The organism is Nocardia miyunensis NBRC 108239, from assembly GCF_001613065.1.
Taxonomy (GTDB): Bacteria; Actinomycetota; Actinomycetes; order Mycobacteriales; family Mycobacteriaceae; genus Nocardia; species Nocardia miyunensis.
On record NZ_BDBQ01000115.1, the window covers coordinates 1 to 21047 of the forward strand.

Here is a 21047-nt window from a genome sequence, read left to right on the forward strand (position 1 = left end):
GTGATAATCCGGCTGGGCGGACATGTGGCTCCGGGCTGGCGGACATGATTTCTCCGGATCGGTGGACATCTGGATCTCCGGGACACGCCTGAATAAATGCGAAACGGGACCCCTTCGGGCGAGTTGGCTGGCGGTGTGTGATCGCTCGTCAACTGCGTCGAAGGGCTCCCGTTGACCAAGTCTGACAGGAAGATCATGGAGATTCTGGAAGCATTCGATCTGACACGCTGCGCGCATTCGGCCGCGGTGTTGTCCGGGGTGGATGAGAAGACAGTGGCCCGGTATGTCGCGATCCGCGACGAGGGGTGTGATCCGCTGGCCCGGCAGCGCCGGGCGCGGTCGATCGACCCGTTCATGGGCAAGATCGAGGAATTGGTGGACAAGTCCCAGGGCAAGATCCGCGCTGATGTGGTGCATCAGCGCCTCGTGGCGATGGGATTCGGCGGGACTGACCGCTCGACGCGGCGCGCGGTCGCCGAAGCGAAGGCGGTATGGAGGGCCGGGCGCCGCAGGAAATATCGGCCGTGGCTGCCCGAGCCGGGCATGTGGCTGCAATTCGATTGGGGCGAAGGCCCGCGGGTGAATGGTCGCCGGACGCAGTTGTTCTGTGGGTGGCTGTCGTGGTCGCGGTATCGGGTGGTGATCCCGTCGTGGGATCAAACCCTGGGTTCGCTCGTACTGGGCATCGATGTGACGTTGCGTCGGATCGGTGGCGCGCCAACGTATGTGCTGACCGACAACGCGAAAACGGTGACGGTGGACCGGATCGCCGGGTTGCCGGTGCGGCATCCGGAAATCGTTGCCGCGGGGCGGCATTACGGCTGCAAGGTGGAAACGTGTGAGCCGTTCGACCCGGAGTCCAAGGGCGGCGCCGAGCACACGGTGAAGATCGCGAAAGCCGATCTGGTGCCCACGACGGCGAACCTGCTGCCGGAGTATTCCTCGTTCGCCGAGCTGGCTGACGCGTGCTGGTCGTGGTGCGAGCGGGTCAACTCGCGCCCGCATCGCGAAACCGGTGTCGCGCCGATCGTGCGGCTCGGCCTCGAGCGTGAACATCTGCATGTGCTGCCCGCGCAGCCGCATGCGATCGCCCTGGGTGAGGAACGCCTGGTCGGTGACGATCAGACGATCCGGTGGGGATCGGTGCGGTATTCGACCCCGGACGGATATCAGGGGCAGAAGGTGTGGTGCCGTGTCGCCGGTGAGGAACTGGTGGTGACCGGAGCAAATCCGTTGGGGCTGGCCGAGATTGCCCGCCATGCGCTCTCGACGCCGGGCAATCCGCGCATCCTCGACGAGCACTACCCCCATCACGAGGGTGGGGATCTGCCGCGGGTGCGCAAACTACGGCCGCGGACGGTCGAGGAGATCGCGTTCCTCGATCTCGGTGAGGGCGCTCGCCGCTGGCTGACCGAGGCGTCCGCGGCGGGGGTGTCGCGGATTCGGGCGAAGATGACCCGCGCGCTCGAGCTCGCGGCGTTGACCGGCGCGGACGCGGTCGAGGAGGCGCTCGGTGTCGCTGCGGTCGCGGGCCGTTTCGATGACGGTGATCTGGCCTCGATCCTCGATCACCTTGCGCGGTTCTCGCACTTGGCCGAGGTCGTGCGCGCCGACGAGGCGCACTCGGTCCAGCCGGGCACCGCCGGCTGGGAGAGGTTCGGCGCATGAGTTCCCCGAAAGCCCCGGTCCTGCCGGAAGAGCTGGACAAGATCTGCCGCCGAATGCGGCTGCCCTATCTGCGCAAAGCCGCGCCCGACGTGCTCGCGACCGCGCGGGCCCAACGCTGGGACCCCGCCGAGGTGCTACGGGTGCTGCTGTCCGAAGAAGTCTCCGGCCGCGATTCCGCGACGCGGCGCCAGCGGCGCAAGACCGCGAATTTCCCCACCGGCAAGACGTTTTCGTCCTGGCTGCCGGAGGAATCGACCATTCCCGAGCCCACTCAGAACGCCCTATCGACGCTGGAATGGGTTGGGCGACACGAGAATCTGGTGGTCGCAGGAGCCTCCGGCACTGGCAAGAGCCACTTCGTCGAAGCGCTCGCGCATTCGGCAATCGAGAACGACCTGCGAGTCTCGTGGTTCACCCTCGAATCTCTCGCCAACACGATCGGGAAAGCCAAAGCCGACGGATCGATCGCCCGCGCGGTCGCCCGCATCTGTTCCTGCGACCTGATCGTCTGCGACGACATCGGCATGCTGCCCGTCGGCCCCGAAGCCGCCGAGGCGTTCTACCGCGTCATCGATGCCGCATACGAGCGTCGTTCCATCGCGGTGACCAGCAACATCCACCCCAGTTCGCTGGGGCGAGGTCTTCGGCGACGACGTCGTCGCCGCCGCGATGATCGACCGCCTCGTCCACCACGCCGAGGTCATCGCCCTCAAAGGCGACAGCTACCGGCTCAAGAACCGCGACCTCGGCCGCGTCCCCGCCGCCGGCACAACTGAAGAATGAACCATCAAACCCAGCCGACCAGATGGTCCAAATTGAGATTCCGTCAGATGGTCCGGGTTCGCGTGCTGTTGACAATTCGATCCAGATTCAGTTGATGCTGCAGGCCGCGGGGTGGTGGGTGTGGCTGCACCTGCTGTATCTCGCTCTGGCCAAGGAAAATCCGGTTGCGAAGATTCGTATTCTGGAAGGCTTCGCATACCCGCACGCACTGGAGGATCCGTGGTCATCGTGTCCGCTGAATACCAATTGCCACGCCATATCTGGGTCGATTACGACGTGTTGGACTCGCGCTTCGAATCCTATATCGGCCCGGTTCGGGCGACTGTTGTGACGCCACCGGATCCGCGGGCGAGTTCGGATCTCCCCCAACTTGCTCCCGCGCTGCCAGGCGTTCCCGCCTCGGCATGGAACGCCGACGTGCAATGGACTCACCGGTACGCCAGCGTCGGGACAGCGAACGCTACGGCTCTGCAGCGGATCGGGTTGGAATTGCGCCTGGGTGAGCGACCGTTGCCGCCCGCGTATGGACACGAGCTGGCCGAGAAGAATTCCCAGCGCCTCACGGCAGCTCTCGAACGCACCGCGGCCGACATCAAAGCACTGCCGAGCCACCTCCGTGTGCACCTGCCCGCCGAGATCGGCGATATCGGGCCAGAGCAGACGACCGCGGCAGCAGCAGCGATCGCGGACAGACTCTCTCAGGTGCAGCAACTCGTCCGGCAGCATGAGGAGGCCCGCAAAGAGATCAACGAAATCCTTTCCGAGCAAAGGATTCTCGACCAGGCAATCCGCACCCAGATCGACAGTCCGTTGGCCGAGGTGTACCGAGGCCTACGCGTATGGGAGGACACCGTCGCATCCACCCTCACCGAACATCACCTCAACCTTCAGGTTCCGGACCAACCGGCGAAACAGGACACCACCGGCATCCGGGCATTCGCTGTCGCACTGGCACAGCTCACCGACACCGTGACCCGCGAGCTGACCGAAATCAGCACCGGGCACCAGCACGCCGCCGACGCCGCCGCCAGGCAGCTGCGTGAGGTCGCCGGCGCGCTCGGCGATGTCGACGGGTTCGACCCGTCAGCTGATCTGACCACTCCGAACGCCTTGCATCCGTTGGTCGCAGCCAAAACGACCGCGAGCCGACAAGCCCAGGAAATGCGCATCACCGAGTCGGCCGCGCAGGCTCAGGTACGGCCCGCCGCCGACCTCGACTTCGCCATCGCCGCCGGAACGGCCCGTCGTGACGCGGTCGAGATACTACGAGTCCACCTCGTCGATGCCAAATTCCTCAGCCACCTCATCACCCACAACACCCGCGCGCTGCTGGGTATAGCCAGCGACCTGCTGGGCAAGCTAACCGGCGACCGATTCGGCTTCGCCGAAAATTTCGACATCGTCAGCCGCGGCAGCGGTATCGCGCACAGCGCGGGCCGACTCTCCGGTGGCGAGAAATTCCTCGCGTCCTTGGCCTTGGCCTTGTCTCTGGCGGAACTGCACTCGCGCAATGGCCCCCGCCTCGGATCGCTGTTCCTCGACGAAGGCTTCGCCACCCTCGACACCGATGCCCTCGACTCGGCCCTGGACATCCTTCGTACCCAGGCCGGCAGCGACCGCCTCGTCATGGTCGTCAGCCACCTCCACGCAGTTGCCGAAGCCGTCGACGACGTCCTGTGGGTTCAACGCGAGACAACCGGATCCACCGCGCACTGGCTCACCGCCGCCGAACGAGACGAACTGGTGAACTCGGACCTGACCAGCGGCCTCCAGGCACTGATGTGACCCCAACCGGCAGAACACAATCCGAAGCGGTCCGGTCACTCCGGACCGCACGGCACCGCACCGGCCGTCGTCGACGAAGCCTTCGATGACGTCCTGCGGGACACCGACAACTGATGGACAGCTCGCCGGCTGATGCCCAGCCAGCGAGAAGGAACCGGTAGAAGCAGGCCTCGCCGACGGTCTGTAGGCGCCCACGTGAGATCACGTTAGAACTCTCCAGCGGGGCAGGTCACACCACATCTGATCGTGCAGCAGCCCGGACATCATGGACTACATTGGCAAGGCTTGAGCGGCAAACGGACACCTGGAGTGGAACGAACAGGGCAAGACCAACGCGCACATGATGAACATTCGTAACCGGTATCCACCGGGTCTCAGCCCCTTCGCCGCACGCCAAGTGCCGAGAGGTCGGCCTCGCTCCCGGGGAGTCCGACCAGGTGGTCGAGTGGCTCGGGAAGACTCAGGCTGGCGGAAGGCTCGTGCCGCTCACCCAGTTTCGGGATTTTCCGGTTCAGACAAGAACCGATTAAGGACTGAATCCACCACGGAAGCGTTCTTCAGGCCCGTTTGTTCCAAATCGGAGACAGCCGCAGCCTCTCTACTCATCCGCAGCCGGCGCAAGAGCGTCTATTAACTGCGGATAGGCCGATTCCCATGGGATTCGTTCCTGCTCGAGCAGCACTCCCGCTCCAGTGTCGGCAACGTGCTCGGCGAGTTGGTGGTAGAGCTGCTGTTCGGGATCTGTCAGGTGCGGCGGAATCGATTTGCGCTGCGGCACTGCACCTTCGACGGCCAAGTGTCTGTACCGTTCGAAGGTTTCGGTGTCGGTGAGTATCGTGGCTGCAGGGATGCCGTGTCTGCGCAGGTCGCTGACGAATTGCAGGCCGGCCGTGTCGATGTCGCCCCAGTAGATCACTCGATTCGCTTTCTGCACCCACGTGATTCGCGCGTACTGGTCGACGAAGAAGCCATGGCCGTGCAGGATGACCGTTCCAGGATGGTCGTTGGTGACCGCGAAAGCGGTTTCCTTGTTTTCCAGGATCACAACGGCGGTGGGATGCTGTGGCCAGCGATTGAGATCCTCGACTGTTGCCGCGAGGTGGCGCATGCCGGCCAGCTGCTCGCGCAGGAGCGGATCACAGACTGTCACTTGTACAAGTTCCGGGACGACTTTGAGGCCGAGACGACTGTGCAGAGTCCGCTTCCTGGATCTGGAGGGCTCACTGTCGGGAGATTCGGTGTCGGCATCGCTGCCGAGTAGTGCCAGCACCAGGTTTGAGTGAGCTCCCAACCACTTCGTGTCGATTCCCTCGATCGGCAGCTGTCGGACAAACAATCCCGACGTGGGATTGGCCCGTAGCCACTGCACGGTGCGGGTCAGGCGCTCATAGTCGGCCTCGGCAAGTCCGGTGATGCGGCGAATCAGGCCGGTGAAGCGTGCCCCGGGAAACTCGTTCTGCAGGAATGTGAGTCGCCGCCCGCATCGCTGCCATACCTCCAGGTCGTCGGGGTGTGCCGCGGCTACCTCACCAGGGCGGCCGAGCACCAGCGAATTCGGCATGCGGTGAGTACCGGTGGGAAACCGCAGGTTCGCGTACTCGAGTGTGCCGGGGCCGGCGTAGGTGGCCCAGTGCCGGGCCCATTCATGGCAGGCGATCGGCGATCCGGACCGCTCAGCCGTACTCGGTGGCCGCAGCGAGATTCGTAGCGGCCATGTGCCTTTGCCGCGAGCCCAGTCCGAGTAGTGGTCAGCGAAGCGCCGGTGGAGTCGGTCGAGAACCTCGTCAGGCCGAAGCACGAGTAGCCCCGTCGTTTTCGGCGAATCGCTGAGCGGCGAGTTCCCCGAAGGTTGCCGACCGGCCATGCGATCGGGTGCCGTCTGGAAACGTTCGCTTTTCGACGAGGATGGCCTGGCCGATATAGGGCTCGACGATGCCGGAGAGCCGGATGGGTGCTGCGATCAGGAGCTGGAATCCGAACTCGTCGAATGCCGACAGGGCTTGTGCGGAGAAGTTTTCGTCGGATTTGCTGAATGCTTCGTCGAGCATGAGGGTTCCGAAGCGTGGGCGAGCGTCGGTTTCATCGTCGGCCAGGTTGTAGCTCAGTGCTGCGGCGAGGCAGAAGGCCACCAGTTTCTCCTGTTCCCCACCTGAATTGGATGCTGTGTTGCGGTAGGTGTGCCTGGTGATCTCGCCCTCGACCTCCCGTCCGTAGAAGACGTACCCGTTGCGGACGTCGAGAACGTTGCGGCGCCACCGTTCGGCTGCCGGGTCGGTCGCGGTGAACTGGGCCATGAGCGCTTTGACCCGTTTGAACTGCTCGACATACCTCTCGGGATCGTCCCCCAGCTGGGCGGCCTTGCGCATCAAAGTGTCGACGCTGGAGCGGAACGTCTTGATGTCGGCGGACTGGCTGGCTGTGTGCGAGATCTGCAGGTGAGTACCGGCATTGAATTCGACCCGCTGCAAGCCTGCGTTGACCATCTTGATACGCCGCTCGATCTCGTTCGCCGCGTTCTCGATACTGCGCTGCAGCATCGCAATCGAGGGGACCATGTCCTCACTGATCATCTTCTCGAACCTCTGCATCGCCTCCGGCAGCCGACGTCGAACGATTTCGGCATGCAGATCGGCGAAGTCCTGGCCGCTGCGATCTACATCTCCGCTGTCGTCGGGTGCACTGTCGCGCCACTGGTCGAGGAACCGTGTGATTGCTGATCGGACCTTCTCGTGTGCGGCTCGCCGGTCGCCGTGGGCGGTGACAACACGCTTGTCGAGAGCCGAATCCAGTTGATGCCGAAGGCTTCCCACGGCATCGACCGTGACGGTGGCGCCGATGGATACGAACACGGCGTCGAGGTAGTCCTTGTCATCAGGCGGTGGCGTGTGCGGGCGCTGCTCTTCATCAGACTGCAGGTCGACCAGCATCGTCTGACGCTGTGTCACTTCCGCGATGCGTTGCGCGGTTCCGTGCCAAACTCCGTAGGCCTTTTGGAATTCGGCTTCTGCCTCGTCTCTTTTCGCCTCGAGGCGCTGCAAGTCGGTGTTTCCCGACCGGATCTCCTGGATCCGTTCGTCCAACTCACGCGCAGCGTGGCCCGGCGTCCAGTAGTCCACTTCATCCCATCTGGCGAAGTCGGCGATCTGCGCTGTCGCGTCGAGATGCCTTCGGGCCTCGTCCAGATGATCTCGCAGTTGCAGAGCGGCGTCGGCAGTGATCTTCTTCTGTTCCGCGAGTTGCTGGACCTCTGCTTCCAGCGCTTTGCGTTTGGCAACGGTATTGGCGCCGAGAATGTACGTCGACTTGCTGGTCAGCTCGGGGCGGTCATCCTTGCGATAGTGGTTCCCCCGCAGCTTTACGGTGCCGTTGACCGTGACCGCCACCGAATGATCGTCCAACTCCCGTGCGGACTCGACACAAACGTGGGTAAAGCGCCGGGTCAGCTGATCGGCCAGCCATCCACCGTGCGGATGCTCGCGATCCACGTCCAGCTTTCCTGCCAGCGTGTTCGGCATCGGACGGGGCCCGTACGCGGAAACTGTTGTGACAATACTGTATTCGAGCACGCCGCGCATATCGTGCTGGTCGATGAACCGGCGCACGACCTCCTTGTGGCGTTCCGGGACCAGCATCCGCATGCCGTAACCGCGCAGCACCTTCTCCGCCGCCGGCCGCCAGCGTTCGTGCCCCTCGGCCATATCGATCAACTCCGCGGCGTAAGGAAGCTCGACGACGGGGACTCCGGTCTCGCCGCTGATCCAGGCTCGCCGGTCGATTGCTGGACCGGGTATCAGCGATCTCGCGGAACGGAGCCGGATGAGTTCGGCCTCGCGTTCCCGGTGCGTCGCCGCGGCCGCGTACTCGGCGGCGGTTGCGGCATGGGTTTTCGGAGTGAGCTCTTCCGAACGAGCAGCGGCCGCCGACCGCAGGGCCGGCAGACGACCACGCAGATTTTCGAAGGCGTCCGCGTCCTGCGGACAGGTTTCCCCTAGCTTCATTACGGATCCGCTGTACCGGCGGTGCAACTGTTGTGCAGCCTCGGCTCGGGTGTTCAGCGCGTCACGGCGTTGCTCCAGCCCGTGCAGGCTCTGATTTTCGTTCTCGAGCTGTATCTCCAATTTGAGCAGGTCGTCCTTGGCCGCATCACTGCGCGCCTTTTGACCACCGATCGCCGCATCGAGGCGCCCTACCTCGTCGTCGATCGCGTCGAGTTCGCGCCCGATCGCTGAAAGATGCAGATTTCGCACGTAGCTGTCGAGCGCTGGTCCTCGTACTTCGGTCGCCCGGTCGATCGTTTGTCCGGATTCCTGGTAGGTGCGCCAGCTTTCGGGAAGATCGCGCAGCACCTGCGCTTGTGCGTTGGCTCGTTTTGCGGTCTCGTATGCCTCGTTGAGTGGAGTGAACGCGGCGAGCATCTGCTGAGCGTCGTCGAATGTGTCCGGCCGGTCGAGCATGTTGTCGCGTATGAAGAGGTTGAGGTCGCCGACATTTTTCATCGCCTTGGCCTTGCCCAGCAACGCTAGGGCGGTTCGCGATTTGCTCAAGCCGATGCGCTTGGCCAACTCCCGCATGTACTGCTCTTGTGTCCCAGGGTATTGCGCTGCCGGATGCGTCTGCTTCCACCATCGGGTGTCGAATTTGCGTTCTGCCCAGGCGTTGAGCTCATGGAGATCGAAGGCTCCGTCATTCAACTGGTGCAGGGTGCTCATCCCGGCTCCGTCGTTCTCGACGCCAGTGAACCATTTCACGACCACGGCCGTGGTGATCGCTCCGCGACCGTCTTCGTAGGTTGCCCCGACCGCCGACCACGTCGGTTCACCACCACGCAGGTAGCGGACCTGCGAGTGTTCATTCTCGTCGTTCGTCTCCGACCACGCGCCCCGCACGTAGTCCGCGACGGTGCGAGTATTTCGTTTCGACCCGCGCGCGGTGAGATCCGCCGAGGCGTTGAACCGCTGGTCGTAGGTCGGCAGCAGCACGAGCGAATGCGCATCCATCAGCGAGGACTTACCGGATCCCGACGGACCGGTCAGTAGCACACCACGATCATCGATGCGAAAGTCCTTGTAACCGCAGAACGTTCCCCAGTTCACCACCTGCAGCCGCGTCAGACGGAACTGCCCAATATGCACAGAACGAGCCGTGGACCGAGTCATTCGGCCATCCCCTCCCCCATGTCGGTGCGGTCCACCGCCGCCGACTCACCCAACGCGATCGCCCGATACCTCGCCTCGAGAGCTGTCACCTGATCAGCGGTGAGGATGGCCGTGATCACTCCATAGATCGTGAATCGATCGTTGTTTCCCTTGATGGGCTTGATGATCGCGGTGTCGTCCAGCGACTTTATCGCTGCATTGATCCTGTCCCGAAACCGAACTTCGTCGGTGTCGTCAGCCGGTCGGTAGGCCATCATGTGATCGATCATGTCGGCGCGATCCACGATTGGGGCGTCGGGTGAGACCACGTACAGCCGGTACAAGTACAGCGCCAGCGCGCTGGCCGCCAGGCTGAGCGTCTTGGCGCGCAGGATCGTTCGGCTGCGCGGACTGGGATCGTCGGCCTGGCGCGTGAACGCGTATCGGAACTCGCGATTCACCTCGAGCAGCAGGCCCAGCTCCGACAACCGTGATCGCAACCGTTGCTCATACTGCAGGACCACCGGCCAGCTTCTGGATTTCTCCGTGATGTGCGGCGCGGACACCAACTCTTGTAGCGTCCAGCATAATTCGGGTGGCAGTTCACTGGTGTCGCCGTCGAAACGCGCCGTCTGGTCACCATCGTCCAGGTGAGCGCCGACGGTGTCATCGTCACCGGTGAACACTGTCTCCGGAGTGAGCCGCACGGTGTCGCGATGCAACACCATGCTCCCGTCCTCGGCGGAAACCTCGTCGCCGAACACCTCTGCGAACATCGGGTCAGTCGCGTCACTCATCACCCAGCTCCTCGGTCAGGGTCAGCTGCCGGTCAAGACTGCGGGGCCCACGAGAAGGTGCGGCCGGAGCGGGGATGCGCTCACCGAATATCGCATAGGGGACGTCGATTTCGCGATAGCCGCGAGCAGTTGCCGCCCACACCGAGGCGGTCGCGTCGTCGTCGACTTCGCCGTAACGTGTTGCCAGCGACCATAAACCGATGATGTCACCCGTGCGTGGCGCCGGCAGCATTTCCAGCACCTCGGACAGGGTGGCGAAACCCGAATGCGCGTCCATCGCCGCGTGCACGGCCTCGCGTAAGGCATTCCAATCGATCGATTCACGACCCACCAGCGTGGCTGGGTCGATAGCGAACTCCGCACTGGTGTCCTGCACCTGTGCTGGGACTGTGGCCGTGCCCTGATCGAGCCGAAGCCGGCCGACCGAGTTCGTGTCCACCCCGCTCATCGGTACCACGAAACCGATGTCACGGCTGGCGTGTGTGTGTTGGAAAGCGAGGGCCGCAGAAGCCTGTGCCTCGCTGATCCGCGTGCGCATACTGCGGTAATGGGTGAGGTCACCGCCGCGTACGAAATTGCTCATCCGGCGGAATGCGACGCCACGGATCTCTTCGACCTCACGCACCCGCTGCCACATCGCGTCGATGAAACCTATGAGCGATCCCTTCAGATGCGCGGGCAGGCCCTCGACCCGATCCACGATCTCGGTGATGTCGCGTTCGAGCTGCGCACGCTGCGAGGGCGTCGCAATGAGCGTAGCGAACGCCCGGAATGCCTGTCCTTCAGGCGATTCGGCGATCACATCGTGACCGTCGAACATCCGCTGCAGGGACTCGGCGAACTCCATCGCGTCATCAGAGAGGCTTTGCCTCAGCAAGGCGGCGGTATTGGCGTGCATCCGCTCGCCGTAGCCTGCGACGTCGGCAGGAATCCGATCGATGAGCTCGGCGAGCGTAGCAACCTTATCCACCAATTCGCCGTGGTCCACCTCCAGATCCTCGCCACCGTCCAGTGCGTCGCGTTGGGCGACCAGCACCGCAATACGGTCGTCGATGGCTTGCCGCCGGGCAACGCGATCCGGATTCGCCTCGGTAGCGATGTGATGCAACTCCGACATGACGATCGTCAGAGCCGAACCAGTCGCGATCGAGGTACGCCGCCGCAGATCACGCACTTGACGCACTGCCGAGTGAGCTCCCGACGTCAACTGGTACCGCTCGATCCGCGGATCACGAGGATCAGCACTTCGATGCACCCACTTCTTCTTTCGCCATCTGGTCAGCACCGCGTCCGCACCTGCCGACGACGCGAGTTCATCGTCGCGATCGTCAGCAGGACAACTTCGCAGCAGCACAGGCAGATCGGCGTCCATCGCGGCGGTAAGCGTCTGCCCCTCGACGATCTGCCCGTCTCCCAGATGCGCCGCCATCAGAGCTAGATCGACCAGCGCATACCTCGACCGCAACAGAGACAACGAGACGTCCGCTACTGCGTTCGTGCGGAACTCGTGGAAAAGCTGTTCTGCGGTCACCTCGGCCACTCGATCCCCCTTGTCCTGAGCGACTTGCCATCTCAGTACAACATCGCCCACCGACAAGCACCCGTTTCGTGCCGGTTGAGAAGCCGTGCCAACAAGCGCTGGCTACGAGCCGACACAAGGACCGGAGGCGCTCCGGCTCGATGATGCCCAATCGTTACGGCACGGCATGTGGCCCAAGACGAACTGCGACGGTTTGACCAGTTGGCACAAGGGATTGGCGTTGCGTCGCGCAAGAGGACCCGCTGCGGCGTTGGCCCGTTCTTAGGTTAGGCAGGCTCCGTGATGCTCTTGATGTCCGCGGAGATTAGCCAGAATATCATCTATGCCTCGAACCTTCGATTCTTTGCAGCCAACGCTCAAGTGGATGCGTTTATGCGATCGAATACTCGGTCGGAAGTCTGCCAGATCACAGAAATACCATGCGCGACAAGGAGGCCGATGAGATCGTCGATTGGGCGGATTGGAAATAATACGGCTTTCGTTGCATGGGGTACGTAGCGGGCGTAGTCGAGCAGTTGCCCGAGGGCCAGGCGTACAGTTTCACGATCGGAGGACGCCTTGACCTCGATGAGCTCGTCATCCGTGATGTCATGCAGATCTGTCCACAGTATGCTTGCTGGAGTTTCCTTCAGAAATATACTGTACCGACAGACGTTACGACCGATCGAGATCAGGTATTTGTGGTACGCGTTCTGTAGCTCGGATTCGCGTCGCTGTCGTTCTCGAGTCTCATCGGGGGTGTTTCCGACGGAAAATTTCGACGCTATCCTACGTTCGACGGGGCGCTGGATGACAATTCCGGAACCGACAGAATTTTCGACTGTCAGCTTCAGTTTCGTCAGTAAATCAGGATAGGCTGGATGATGGCCGATAATTTGTGTGATGGTATCGATAGCGTGAGTCGTGAAGGCGGCGTCGACGGCGATTCGTTCGTAGGCCTCGACGGCCAGGCCGCCGCGCTGATCCCATTCGGGCAGGACGACCGTGTTCATGTCGATATCGGCCTTGGTCAAGTCGGTTTGGGTATCCAGGTGCCACCATGGCGAGTTGTCGAGCGCGAACCACGGATCCCGTGGGTCCGGCCTGCTGCTCCCGAGGCTGAACGGAGCCAGCAGCGTCGCAAGTTCGTTGCGGGCGTCTGCAAGAGTCATCATCCGGTCCTCGTGGCTCTGAGCCCGTGCGATCGCCCAGAGCAGCACTACGTATTGATACGGAGCCCGCTCACCGTTGTAGACAGCAACCCGTAGCCCCCGCAGCGCGTCGAGCCATTCGTCGACCGAACCTGGTTCGGAGGGCTGGCCATCGACGGTGACAACGAATCCCAAGCGAGTCAGAACCCGACCCACCGATGCCTGCCCGCCTGTGAAATCACTTGCGGTCCAGAAGGTCCCGGTTGCCAAGCCGTGGGCAACACCGAGGATGGCCTTCGAATCGTAGAGGCGGCCACCGGAGGACAGCCGGTAACTGCGGGCCGGACCGAACCGGTATTTCGCGAGGAAGCCGGACTGGCCGAGCAGGTCGTATTCCTGAATCGCCCGCAAAACATCATCAGCCGTTATGTCTGCCATCGCCACGACTCGACGATAGAGGCTTACACCGACACACCTGTGCGGGTTCGACGTCGCGGCAGCACCGAGCTGGCACCAGCCGCGGAGGGACGGGGCCGTTACAGCATGTGCGAGAGCCTGTGACCGCGCCACTGCGGGAGAGCGCTATTCGTCCCGGCCCGGTGTCGGCTATATCAAGCCTTTCCGTGCATCGCCTGCACGCTCGCAGTCGATGCAGGAGCGCAGCTGACGCAGCTCCGCCACAGCTGTTCTGCCCCTGAAGAACTGATGACTCGTCGCTGAACGACCTACTGCTCCAAGGGCAACGACTTGCAACATTCCTGCACCACGCCCACCGAGGACTTGCCATGCTGGCCGGCAGGGCGAGGAGTTGACAACCTCGCGGTGAGTGCCAGCGGGTATCCCCTTGGGAAATGATGGGGCGCGTTGTTGTCAATTCGCCCGCTGGATTGGATGGGGATGGGTTCGGCCGACTCCTGCCATCCGCCAGTAGGTGATCGCGATCGCCCAGACGAGCACGAACAGGCCGACGATGACGAAGCCCATGTTGTCGAGGCTGATGTTCGAGATCCAGGTGGTCACAGGATCACTGAGGTTCCATTGGTGGTGGATCAGTCCAGTGAGTTCGATGCTTCCGATCAGGAACGCGACCGCGATGGACAGACCCGTGATCGTGAAGTTGTAGTAGACCTTCCGAACCGGGTTCGAGAACGCCCAGCGATAGGCGACGTTCATGAAGGTGCCGTCCAGTGTGTCGAACAGGCTCATGCCGGACGCGAACAGCAGTGGCAGACATACGATGGCATACCAGGGTAGACCGGCCGCGGCTCCCGATCCGGCCATTACCATGAGGGTGACCTCGGTCGCGGTGTCGAACCCGACGCCGAAGAGGAAGCCGACGACATACATCTGCCCGGGGCGCCGGATCGATCGGGTGAGCCGCCCGAGAATGCGGTTCATGAAGCCTCGGCTGTCGAGGTGCCGCTCCAGTTCGGATTCATCGAAATGTCCCGCCTGCATGGCGCGGAACACGCGCCAGATGCCGGCCAGCGAAACCAGATTCACCGCGGCGATGACATACAGGAAACCTCCCGAGGCCAGCGTCGAGGTGATCTCCAGCCGCTGGCGCGCCGAGGAACCACCGCTGGTCAGCGTCGTGGCGAACCTGATGCCCGAGGCTATGCCCGCGGCCAGCAGTATCACGATCGTGGAATGCCCCAGGGCGAACCAGAACCCGACCGAGACCGCCCGCTTGCCTTGTGCCATGAACTTGCGGGTGGTGTTATCGATAGCGGCGATGTGATCCGCGTCGAAGGCGTGCCGAGCTCCGAGAGTGTATGCGGTGATGCCCAAGCCGAGCCCGAAGACCTGGGTGCCGACCCGAAAGTGGTGCGGCGCAACGAGTATCGCCAGGATTCCGAATGCGATCAGATGCAAAGCTGTGATCAGGGCGATGAGACCGGCTGTACGCCAGGCGTCCTCGTGACGCCGCCGCCGGGTCTCAGGTGCCGCGGTCACGACATCGATCGCGGGAAGGATGGTTTCGGTCATGGGGTCAGCGCTCCAGGAAGTCGTCGTCACGAAATTCCCCGGCCGGTCGGTGCCCCTCGAACTCGTCCTCGCGCCGACGTAACTCGACGCGCCGGATTTTGCCGGAAATGGTCTTCGGTAGCTCGAAGAATTCGAGGCGGCGCACGCGTAGGTACGGTGCGAGGTGCTCGCGGGCGTACAGCAGGATCGCTCGCGCGGTATCGGGGTCGGGTTCGTACCCGTCGACGAGGGCGATGTAGGCCTTGGGCACCGCGAGCCGGACGGGGTCGGGCGCCGGGACGACGGCGGCCTCGGCGACCGCGGGGTGCTCGATCAGCACCGACTCGAGTTCGAATGGGCTGACCTTGTAGTCCGAGGCTTTGAAGACGTCGTCGGTGCGGCCGATGTAGGTGATGTAGCCGGCATCGTCGCGGGCAGCGACATCACCGGTGTGGTAGACGCCATCTGCCATGGCGGCGGCGTTGCGGTCGGGGTCGCCCTGGTAGCCGGTCATCAGGCTCAGCGGAGCTGCCTGTAGGTCGATACAGATTTCGCCCTCGCCCGGGCCGTGAACGGTTGCTCCGTCCGGGTCGATGAGTACTACCGGCACTCCGGGCAGCGGGCGTCCCATGGACCCGGGCTTGACGGGTTGTCCCGGTGTGTTCGCGATGCCGGCGGTCATTTCGGTTTGCCCGAACCCATCGCGGATGGTCAGGCCCCAGCGCTGCTGGACCTGATTGATCACTTCGGGGTTGAGTGGTTCGCCGGCGGCGATCGCCTCGCGCAAGGCGCCCGGGCCGGCGCCGAGGTCGGCGTTGATCAGCATTCGCCACACCGTGGGAGGTGCGCAGAAGGTGGTCACACTTTCGGTGCGGATCTGCTCGAGCAGTGCGCGGGCATCGAACCGGGTGTAGTTGTAGACGAACACCGTCGCTTCGGCCAGCCAGGGTGCGAAGAAGTTCGACCAGGCATGCTTCGCCCATCCGGGACTCGAGATGTTCAGGTGCACATCACCCGGTCGCAGTCCCAGCCAGTACATCGTCGAAAGATGTCCGACGGGGTAGGACAGGTGCGTGTGCTCGACGAGTTTCGGTCGGCTCGTGGTGCCGGAGGTGAAATAGAGCAGCAGCCGATCGGAACTCGCGTTTGCCGGATGGGGGGTCGCGATGCGGGCTGCAGTGGGTGAGATGTCGTACGCGGCAACATAGTCGAGCCAGCCCTGAGGTGTCGCGGCATTGCCCACTGCGAAGCGCAGGTAGCCGCCCGGGACACCGTCGAGCTTGGGCGCATCGGTGGCGTTGCAGATCACCGCCTTGGCCGAGCCTCGCTCGAGCCGGTCGATCAACTCTGCGGTTCCGACCGCTGTGGTGGTGGGCATCAGTACCGCACCGAGCCGGATGAGCGCGAGCATGCTCTCCCACAGCTCGACCTGATTACCGAGCATGACCACGACGCTGTCGCCACGCCCGATTCCGTGCGCGGCCAGGTGGGCGGCGACCTGCTCGGAGCGAGTCACCATCTCATCGAAACTGTGGCAGCCGCGGGCACCGTCTTCTTCGACGATGACCAACGCGGGCCGGTCGTTGCCGCGCGCGAACGAGTCGAACCAGTCGTGCGCGAAGTTGAACGTTGCCCCGACTTCGGGCCATGCGAACGTAGCCAGCGCCTCTTCGTACGAAGTGCGCGTGAACTGCAGGTGGTCGCGCGCGGCCCGCAAGGCCGCTGTGGGGGCACTCATCGTGAGCTTTCTCCGAAAGGTCGAAATGCGTTGGTGTCATTGGTTTCTGCCGGGCCGAGAGGCTGAAGGGAATCTCGACCCGGCAGGTCTTCAGCAGCGCGTCCGCTCGCGCAGTTCGGATCAGACCGGTGAGGAAACTCGCGCGTCGCGCATCATCCCGGTGTGCTGGTGGCAGTTGATGTACTCGAAGATCTGGTGCTTGCTGTCGGACACGGAGACCTCGTGATAGAGCCGCAGCTTCTCGAGCCCGGTGACGACGCGGAAGAAGGTGACGAAGATCCGCAGGTGGGTCGGGTGCGATTCGGCCCATCGTTCGAGCAGGTCGAGCGAGCGCCAGTGCCCGATGTCGTAACTCTCGTCGAGTTCGTTGCCGTCCAGGTCGATGCTGCGGACGAAACGATTGCTGTAGCAACCGACGGACTCGCCGTTGTCACGCAGGAAGTCCATACCTGCTTGCAGAGTCGGCAGGATCTCCTCGAAGTACAGTGCGCGCTCGGTGGCCTCGGCTGCGCGCCAGTCCTGACCGGATCGGATCAGCGCGATGTTGTCGTGGCCACGGATGATCACGCGACCGCCCTGGGCCGGATCGCCCGAGACGACTAAGTTCGTCGGTGGGTTTGAGCCAGTCGGTTTGCGACAGGGGGATGCGGTCGCGCATGGACCCCCAGTAGCCGTGTTCACTGATCTCGCCGCTGCTTTCCCGCATGATGCCGCCCACACCGGGGAAGTCTTCGGTGAATGCGTACAGCGTCTCGAGCTGCTCGGCCCTCGGGGCGAGGATTTCCCGGAAGTAGCCGAGGCCCTCGGTGAGGCGATCCTCGGATTCCCACCAGCCGGTGACCGCGTCCGAGCGCAGCCAGCGGCAGAACGCGGCCGCGTCGGCCCAGTAGGCGACCACCATGAGGTTGTGGTGGTCCTGGTTGTCGATGTGGTGGGTCAGGTCGTGCTGGATCGGGCCGTCCGGGCTCTCGAAACTGCCCACGATGTCACGCAGAGCCGCGAGTGCGGCAGGACGTTGCGACTGCTGGGCGTGTTGGACGCCGAGATAGGCCATGACGACCTGCTCCAGAGATTCGTCGGCGCGGGCCACGAACATCGGGAACGGTGGCTCGTAGTCGTCCGGGACGCGGCGGGACAGAGTGCGCGGGCACTGTAGGTGGGTATCGATGGCAGATTCCATAGGGTTCCTTCTCAGCGTGATCCGGGTTCAGGCGCGGGCCCGATCGATCGCGATCGGCTCGGTGTGCGCCTGGTGGTGGTTGCGATTCGGCGGGAGGGCGAGCACGTCCCGGGTCTGCCGGTCCACCGCCTCTCCGCTCAGCACGCCGTGGTCGGTCAGGACAGCCTCGAGCGCCGCGACCCAGTGCTGGTAGTAGGACCACGGTGTATCGTCTGCGCCCTCCCACTGCTGAATGGACGCGATGAGCGCGGCCTGGAATCGGGACCAGTCGAACCCCAGCTGGTTGTGTGCCGTGACCGCCATCGCGAATGCCCGGATCTCCCAGGGGTGTTCGAATCCCAGCTGAGCGGGATCAGCCCCAGGCATGCCACAGACCAATTCCTCGACCTCATGACGAGCGCGAGCGAGGTCTGACGAGCTGGTATAGGGGGCTGGGAGCACGATCGAGCCGGTCATGACGCGACGCTCCCGACCGTCCCGACGCCGATCATCGAGTCGCGGGTGATCAGTCCGACGAGTTGCTCCTGCGACCAACCCTCGGTACCGGCCGGACGCTGCGGGAGCACCCAGTACCGCATTTCGCTGCTGGAGTCCCATACGCGGACCTCGACGGTCTCGGGCACGGTGAAGCCGAAGGCTTCGCGCAGAACCCTGCGCGGTTCCCGGGTGATGGCGGCGCGATATTGCGGGTCCTTGTACCAGTTCGGTGGGAGGCCGAGCACGGGCCACGGGTAGCAAGAGCACAGTGTGCACACGATGATGTTGTGCACGGTGTCGGTGTTCTCCACGACCACCATGTCCTCGCCCTGCAAACCGCTGATTCCCAGCTCTTTGCAGGCCGCGCTCGCGTTTTCGACCAGGCGAGCCTTGAATTCCGGGTCGCTCCAGGCCTTGGCGACAACCTTTGCGCCGAGCTGCGGCCCGACTTCATGCTCGTAGATTTCCACCATGCGGTCGATGGCCTGGGTGGTCATGACGCCCTGCTCGATGAGCATGGACTCCAGGGCCTTGACTCGGGCGGCGATTTCTTCCTGGGTGCGGATTTTCGCGCTCACGCGGGGGCTCCTTCGGTGGTGGCGGTGGGGGTGACGAGCTCGATGTAGGGGTCCCAGACGTCGAAATAGACGGATTGGTTGGGTTCGGCGTAGTCCGCACCCCACAGTTCGGTGCTGGTGAAACGGACGGTGTAGACGTGTTCGGGGTTCTCACCCAGGCCGTTGCCGGCCGTGTCGGGATAGATGAAAGTGCCGTGGGCCAGCACGATTTCCCCGACCGCGCCCCGGATGTACCGCGCGCGGCGGGTATGCCCCTTCGGGGCCGAGCGGTCAACGCGCACGATGTCCCCGACGCCGAAGCGGGCCACCTTGTCGGACTCTCGTTCGGCGGTGGCGCCGGCCGGAACGACGGCTTCGACGAAGGCGAGCAGTTCAGGGTCCGACTCGTGCTGCGGCAGCGGGGCCTCGGGGTTGGCCAGGTAGAACTCGGTGCGCCGGTCGAGTTCGGCCATGTCGAGCTTGCCCAGCTTCGCACCGTAATGCTCGACCGTGTGGACCCAATGCTCGTAATACGGTGACCTGAGGTAGACGGCCGGGTCGATCAGTTCGATGCCGTGGCGGAATTCGTCGACACCGAAGAAGCCTGCCCGGAAGCACATGGCGAACATCGGGAATACCGCCTTCTCCCACTCGGCGCGGAAGACCGGCTCCTGGTCCGGGACGATGACCGGGCCGACACCATCGGTACCGGCGAGATCGAACACTCCATTCATGCGGTGAGCTCCTTGTTGTAGTCGGGTGCGGTGAGCGTTCCGAGCGTCTGCTCGAAAACATGGGCGGCGCGCAATACCGCCGCGTCGTCGAACCTCTTGCCGATGACCATCAGCCCGACGGGCAGGCCCGCGCTGAGCCCGGCCGGGATCGTGCAGGCAGGGTGGCCGGTGACATCGAAGGGCGATGTATTGGACAGCATCTCCAGGGCGCGGCCCAGGATCTCCTCGACCGGAGCGTCCGCAGGCGGGATCTTGCTGGCAGTGATCGGCAGTGTGGGCATCACCAGGACGTCGTAGGAGTCCAGCACGCAGTCGTACGCGGCAGCCAGAACGCCCTCCAGATTGCGCGCCTTGGCATAACCGGCGCCGAACCCCTCACGCAGAGCATAGGTTCCGCCGATGGCGACCAGCTTCACGGTTTCGGGGAACGCCGAGGGGTCGCGCCGCCACTGCCGCCCGTAGAACGCCATCTGCTGCGGATCGTAAGCGCCCTTCCAATTCAGGCCGTACGCGTTGCCATGCACCATCTGCCAGGTCGCGCCCTCCACCGAGATGACGTCCCACAGCGCGGCACCGTGCTTGTGCCACGGGACGGAGACTTCCTCTGCCTGGTGGCCCGCAGCGGTCAGCTTCTCGATCGCTTGGCGCACAACGGAGTTCACGCCCGCATCCGAGTTGGACTGCTCGAACCCCTCGGAGACCACAGCAATCCGCAGACCGCGATCGACCTGCTCGAGTGCGGCGATGTAGTCCGTGCCGGCGATGCCGGCGGGCTGGCGAGGGTCCTTACCATCCGCGCCCGCGATCACCGTCAGCATCGCCGCGGCATCGGCGACGGTCGATGCGATCGGTCCGAGGTGATCCAGCGACTGTTCGATGGGAAACGCTCCCGTATACGGCACCAACCCGAACGTGGGCTTGAACCCGACGACGCCACAGAACGAGGCCGGGATTCGAATGGATCCCCCTTGGTCACCACCGATCGCGAAGTCGACAGAACCTGAGGCGACGAGGGCGGCGCTGCCACTCGAGGATCCGCCCGTCGTGCGCTCGCGATCCCACGGATTCCGGACCGGACCCGTCTTGGAGGTGTGGGAGGCACCGGAAAAGCAGAGGTCTTCACAGACCGCCTTGCCCGCAATGGTCGCTCCCGCGTCCAGGAGGCGAGCCACCACGGTGGCATCCGCGCTGGGAACGAAGCCGCGGACGGTCTCCGAACCGTTCATCATCGGAATGCCGGCGACCGCGACATTGTCCTTGATCGCGACGCGGCGGCCCGAGAGCGGCCCGTCGACACCGGCGGACAGATCGGTGGTCACGTACCAGGCACCGAGCGGATTGTCCGACGGCTCGGACCACCGCCGCACGGGCGCTCTCGGAGCCGCGTCACGCGCATACAGCTCGTCGACCACCTTCCAGGAGCCGAGCAGTCCCGATGCCGCCGAGTGGTACGCGTCCAGGTCTTCCGCGGAAATGCCGAGCCGCAACTCGTCGGCGATGTCCTCGACGGCCCGCCGCGAGGGTTGCACCATGTCAATCCTCCAATATGTCAATC

At 63.8% G+C, this 21047-nt stretch carries 13 protein-coding genes and 3 pseudogenes; 3 read left to right on the plus strand and 13 right to left on the minus strand.

Features of this window, described 5'->3' with window-relative positions; genetic code table 11:
- The first annotated feature begins 195 nt into the window (after nt 1-195).
- The 3 genes and pseudogenes from istA (at nt 196) to NM2_RS41490 (ending at nt 4236) form a co-directional block, all read left to right on the plus strand.
- Entirely contained in the window at nt 196-1668 is a 1473-nt protein-coding gene (gene istA, locus NM2_RS41480) for an IS21 family transposase (RefSeq protein WP_067681779.1), read from the plus strand.
- A pseudogene (gene istB, locus NM2_RS41485) lies at nt 1665-2451 on the plus strand (IS21-like element helper ATPase IstB). The gene istA and the pseudogene istB overlap by 4 nt, the downstream one beginning before the upstream one ends.
- Nucleotides 2452-2679: 228 nt before the next feature.
- Nucleotides 2680-4236, plus strand: a complete 1557-nt coding sequence (locus NM2_RS41490; RefSeq protein ID WP_157121742.1) for an SbcC/MukB-like Walker B domain-containing protein — start codon at nt 2680-2682, stop codon at nt 4234-4236.
- A gap of 598 nt (nt 4237-4834) precedes the next feature.
- On the opposite strand, the gene NM2_RS41495 is transcribed toward NM2_RS41490, so the two are convergent.
- The 13 genes and pseudogenes from NM2_RS41495 to NM2_RS41550 form a co-directional block, all read right to left on the minus strand.
- A complete protein-coding gene (locus NM2_RS41495) occupies nt 4835-6100 on the minus strand; it encodes a Wadjet anti-phage system protein JetD domain-containing protein (protein ID WP_084532080.1) in 1266 nt (421 codons plus the stop codon).
- Nucleotides 6021-9122, minus strand: coding sequence for an ATP-binding protein (locus NM2_RS41500; protein ID WP_245718492.1), 3102 nt, complete (start codon nt 9120-9122; stop codon nt 6021-6023). The genes NM2_RS41495 and NM2_RS41500 overlap by 80 nt, the downstream gene beginning before the upstream one ends.
- A gap of 60 nt (nt 9123-9182) precedes the next feature.
- Nucleotides 9183-9392: pseudogene (locus tag NM2_RS53190) on the minus strand (ATP-binding protein); the annotation flags it as partial.
- Complete coding sequence (locus NM2_RS41505; protein ID WP_084532081.1) at nt 9389-10168, minus strand: DUF4194 domain-containing protein; 780 nt, start codon at nt 10166-10168, stop codon at nt 9389-9391. The gene NM2_RS41505 and the pseudogene NM2_RS53190, both read right to left, overlap by 4 nt.
- Nucleotides 10161-11597, minus strand: coding sequence for a DUF3375 family protein (locus NM2_RS41510; RefSeq protein ID WP_245718497.1), 1437 nt, complete (start codon nt 11595-11597; stop codon nt 10161-10163). The genes NM2_RS41505 and NM2_RS41510 overlap by 8 nt, the downstream gene beginning before the upstream one ends.
- Before the next feature lie 467 nt (nt 11598-12064).
- Nucleotides 12065-13276, minus strand: coding sequence for a ScoMcrA-related endonuclease (locus NM2_RS41515; protein WP_501193640.1), 1212 nt, complete (start codon nt 13274-13276; stop codon nt 12065-12067).
- A 432-nt stretch (nt 13277-13708) separates the two neighbouring features.
- Nucleotides 13709-14827, minus strand: a complete 1119-nt coding sequence (gene nicT / locus NM2_RS41520) for a Nickel transporter NicT (RefSeq protein WP_067681794.1) — start codon at nt 14825-14827, stop codon at nt 13709-13711.
- 4 nt (nt 14828-14831) lie between these two features.
- On the minus strand, nt 14832-16544 hold the full coding sequence (locus NM2_RS41525; protein ID WP_067681796.1) for an AMP-binding protein: 1713 nt from the start codon (nt 16542-16544) through the stop codon (nt 14832-14834).
- A 120-nt stretch (nt 16545-16664) separates the two neighbouring features.
- A pseudogene (gene oxdA, locus NM2_RS52745) lies at nt 16665-17724 on the minus strand (aliphatic aldoxime dehydratase).
- 27 nt (nt 17725-17751) lie between these two features.
- Entirely contained in the window at nt 17752-18090 is a 339-nt protein-coding gene (locus NM2_RS41535; protein ID WP_245718493.1) for a nitrile hydratase accessory protein, read from the minus strand.
- Between the two features lie 86 nt (nt 18091-18176).
- On the minus strand, nt 18177-18779 hold the full coding sequence (gene nthA / locus NM2_RS41540; protein ID WP_040831246.1) for a nitrile hydratase subunit alpha: 603 nt from the start codon (nt 18777-18779) through the stop codon (nt 18177-18179).
- Nucleotides 18776-19492, minus strand: a complete 717-nt coding sequence (gene nthB, locus NM2_RS41545; RefSeq protein WP_067681801.1) for a nitrile hydratase subunit beta — start codon at nt 19490-19492, stop codon at nt 18776-18778. The genes nthA and nthB overlap by 4 nt, the downstream gene beginning before the upstream one ends.
- Nucleotides 19489-21024, minus strand: a complete 1536-nt coding sequence (locus NM2_RS41550) for an amidase (RefSeq protein WP_067681804.1) — start codon at nt 21022-21024, stop codon at nt 19489-19491. The genes nthB and NM2_RS41550 overlap by 4 nt, the downstream gene beginning before the upstream one ends.
- Nucleotides 21025-21047 lie beyond the last annotated feature (23 nt).